Genomic DNA, 3,079 nt, shown 5'->3' with positions numbered 1-3,079 from the left:
ATCCGCGCTCGATAACCTAATGTCAATCGTGCCTTGATACTCGTCAAGCCAACGGGCCGGGGCGTGAGATGACCGCAATGCTTCCGCGTGACGGGACCATGACGGTACCCAGAAGCCGTGCCTGCTCAGGGCGGAGCTTGCTGGGAGAGAACGTGACGCCGTTCATCATTTGCGTGATTACGATTTCCATCTGCAGCATGGCAAGTTCTGACCCGAGACAGTGGCGTCGTCCGCCGCCAAAGGCGATCCAGCCCTTGCCCGGCCTCGGGTCGTCGAGAAAGCGATTCGGCTGAAAAGCGTCGGGCGATGGGCACGCATCGTCCCGGCTGTGTACCAGAAGCGGTACGACGACGACGAGGGCGCCCTCCGGTATTCGGTAACCGGCAAGGTTCATTGGTTGGGTCAGTTCCCGAACGGCATCCACGACGGGCGGACGCCACCGCAGGACCTCCCTGATGAAAGCCCTCAGGTAGGTGGAATCGCCTTCCCGCAGGGACTCAGTGAGTTGCGTGAGGGCCAGCGGTTCGCGAGTAAGGCGTTCGATCGCCCAGCCCAGTGCGGCCGCCGTGGTTTCGTAGCCGGCCAGGAGCAATGCGAGTAGCTCTTCGTTCATCTCGGTGTCGTGAGTGCGTATCCCCAGAGCTCGTTCCTGGCGAAGGAGCAGACCGAGTACATCCGTGTCGCCGGATGGATCGCCCGATCGACGATTGCCCACCACCCTGGTGAGAAGTTCATCTGTTGCGGATTGACGGCGCTGCGCGCGACGCTGCACTTTTGACCGCACGGGCCCGTCACCCATCGGGAACATCCAGGTCTTTGAAAGTGCTGAGGGTCCTGTCATCTTCAATACGGTTTTATGGAGCCGTTCGACCTGCCACGGGTCAGTCAGGCCGAGCACGACAAAGGTGATCATGGCAAACACCACCTTTTGCATATGAGGAAGCAATGCCACCGGCTTGCCGACCGGCCACGTTGCCATCTCCCGATCAGCTATGCCCGCTCCGATTGACCTTAAGCGCCGAAGGTTTTCCCCGTGGAACGCCGAGCCGATCAGCCGGCGGCGGTCCTTGTGGGCGTTGCCGTCTTGGCGCAGAACGCATGCGGATCCCAGCAAAGGAAGAACTCGAGCGGTAGCGGCACCAGCGCGAGAGCCCTGCGGGTCGCTAAAGAGCACCTCTCGCGCTGCCGTCGGGTCGCCGACAAAAAGAAGAGGTCCCGTAGCGGGGAGATTGCCGGTGAAGACGGCTCCGTATCGATCAGCCCATCCTCTGAGCTGTCCGACAGGGTCCCGCCAGAGGAGCACGTCTTGAATGAGTGCGGGGAGTCGGATCGCCGGGACTTCACCGGCCGGGGCATGTTCCATACAGCGGTTCCCCACCTCTCAGTGCCGGTTCATACCATCCTCGCACCCGTCCCCCGCGACGAAAACCCGCTACTGAGTTGCCTCCCCACGGACCGACATGCACGACGCAAAAATGCCGGTAAGCAAGAGAAAAAATTGGAGGATCTCTTCCCCTGGTGAGTCGATCGGAAAACCGGGCGTCTCCGGCCAATCCGCCCCACGAATCCTCCCGGGCCAACCGCATTCACGCTCCGGAAGAGCAAACCGGCGCACATTGAAGTTTCGGTGGAGCGGAGGCCAGGACAACGACGGCCTCGTTTGCCCTGATCTAAGAAGCGAATGAGGACATCATTGAATACCCCTCAGGTAACGTCGCTTGAAGCAGTGACGCTGACTCGCCCCGGCACCGTCACACCTACGCTGATGTCCCAGGACAGTGGACATGGGGTAGTGGTTCGGGCAGTGTTGAAGTCAGTCTGATCCCCAACCGGCGGGGATTTTCCGGGAAGTGTCCCGTGGTGAACGGTGGGAAAGATAATGACAGCTGGTCCTTCAGCCCTCTGGGACCAATGCCCGATGGTAGGGACAGGTGGCCGTACTGTGCTGAGTAGTCGTGAGGCGACCAATGACCTTCTGACCCAACTTCGTGCTGGCGGCTGGCGCGCGGACGCGTGGGCGAAGCTGCTCATCATGGCCTCCCAGCGGTCGGTCGATCAGGCGCGTGCCCGCCCGCAGGCTTTGCTGGAGGTAACAGCTTTGCACCTCATCCTGGGTGGCTGCGCCGGTGGGCACGGGTGGAAGTGGGTTGCGCTCACATGGTCCCTCGCTGCGAGTCATCTTGGCCTGCTGGAGGAAAGGAAATCATTGGGGCCGGCCAATATCATCACGCTGTTGCGGGCCAATCTGCCGGCTCTCGAGAACACACTCGGTCGTTGGGTGCCGGTTTTTGCCCTCATCAGCGACTTCGTCGACGGCAAACTCGCCCGGGCGACGGGTACCGAAACTTCCTTCGGTCAATATGCTGATTTCTTCGCTGACACCGCCCTTTGGACATGGTTCAGCTTGCGGTACGAAACGAGCCGGACCGTACGTACCGCGGCGTTCGCAGCTTGGGCCTTACCTGTGGTCCTGGTTGCTTCTGCCAGCTTCGCACGGGGGAAAATGATCGATGTTCCGCGCTCCTGGTGGTTCAGGCCTGCAGCGGCTGTCCAGGTGCTGCTCGGCGCCCGGATGGTAAGGCGGGCGGGTGAAGTTACGGGACGAGCTTTACGTCCTCGCCCCGGAGGTTGGCGCGGAAGCCGTCGCTCTGGACGGTGACGTCCTGGAGCACGAGGCCCTCGGGCAGGCCCTCGATGTCGTGCTCGATGGTCACGAGCCCGCGCACGACGGCGGCGATCGCGTCGGAGAGGAAGGCCGGCCCACCAATATCGATCGAGCGTGGTTCGACAACGAGCCTGCCGGCCTCGACCTCAACTGTGCCGGTGGCGATGACCCGCAGTTCGCGGCCCAGGGCCTCGACGTTGCGAACGACCATGGCCTGGCCGTCGTCGGCGGCGCGGACCACGGTCTCTTTACCGAGCTCATCGGCAATGACCTCGAACGGCACGGTCACGTCCAGGGCGAGCCGTGCAGCGACCAGCCCGTTCGGCCTCATGACCACGTCCTGCCCGACGGCCCGGACGTCGCGGAGCATCGAGCCCGCAGCCACCACTGTCCCAGCATCCAGCGCGAGGTCGG

Annotated in this window: 3 protein-coding genes; 1 reads left to right on the top strand and 2 read right to left on the bottom strand. The window is 62.7% G+C overall.

Annotated elements, in window-relative coordinates:
- Window positions 1–43 precede the first annotated feature (43 nt).
- Complete coding sequence (locus tag Y707_RS0112720) at window positions 44–1,363, bottom strand: cytochrome P450 (protein ID WP_081744838.1); 1,320 nt, start codon at window positions 1,361–1,363, stop codon at window positions 44–46.
- A gap of 516 nt (window positions 1,364–1,879) precedes the next feature.
- On the opposite strand from Y707_RS0112720, the gene Y707_RS33485 reads away from it, so the two are divergent.
- Window positions 1,880–2,659, top strand: coding sequence for a CDP-alcohol phosphatidyltransferase family protein (locus Y707_RS33485; protein ID WP_442853296.1), 780 nt, complete (start codon window positions 1,880–1,882; stop codon window positions 2,657–2,659).
- Here the strand turns inward: Y707_RS33485 and Y707_RS25680 are convergent.
- On the bottom strand, window positions 2,595–3,079 hold a 485-nt coding region (locus tag Y707_RS25680), incomplete at its 5' end, for an LmeA family phospholipid-binding protein (RefSeq protein ID WP_035781619.1). The two genes, Y707_RS33485 and Y707_RS25680, sit on opposite strands and share 65 nt — an antisense overlap.

The sequence above is a fragment of the Arthrobacter sp. H14 genome, from assembly GCF_000520495.1.
Taxonomy (GTDB): domain Bacteria; phylum Actinomycetota; class Actinomycetes; order Actinomycetales; family Micrococcaceae; genus Arthrobacter_C.
This window is presented reverse-complemented; position numbering and strand designations above follow the sequence as displayed.

Excerpts from the sequence above, each read along its gene's own strand:
- Y707_RS0112720 (WP_081744838.1), bottom strand. The coding sequence starts at position 1,363 with ATGGAACATGCCCCGGCCGGTGAAGTCCCGGCGATCCGACTCCCCGCA.
- Y707_RS33485 (WP_442853296.1), top strand. The coding sequence starts at position 1,880 with ATGACAGCTGGTCCTTCAGCCCTCTGGGACCAATGCCCGATGGTAGGG.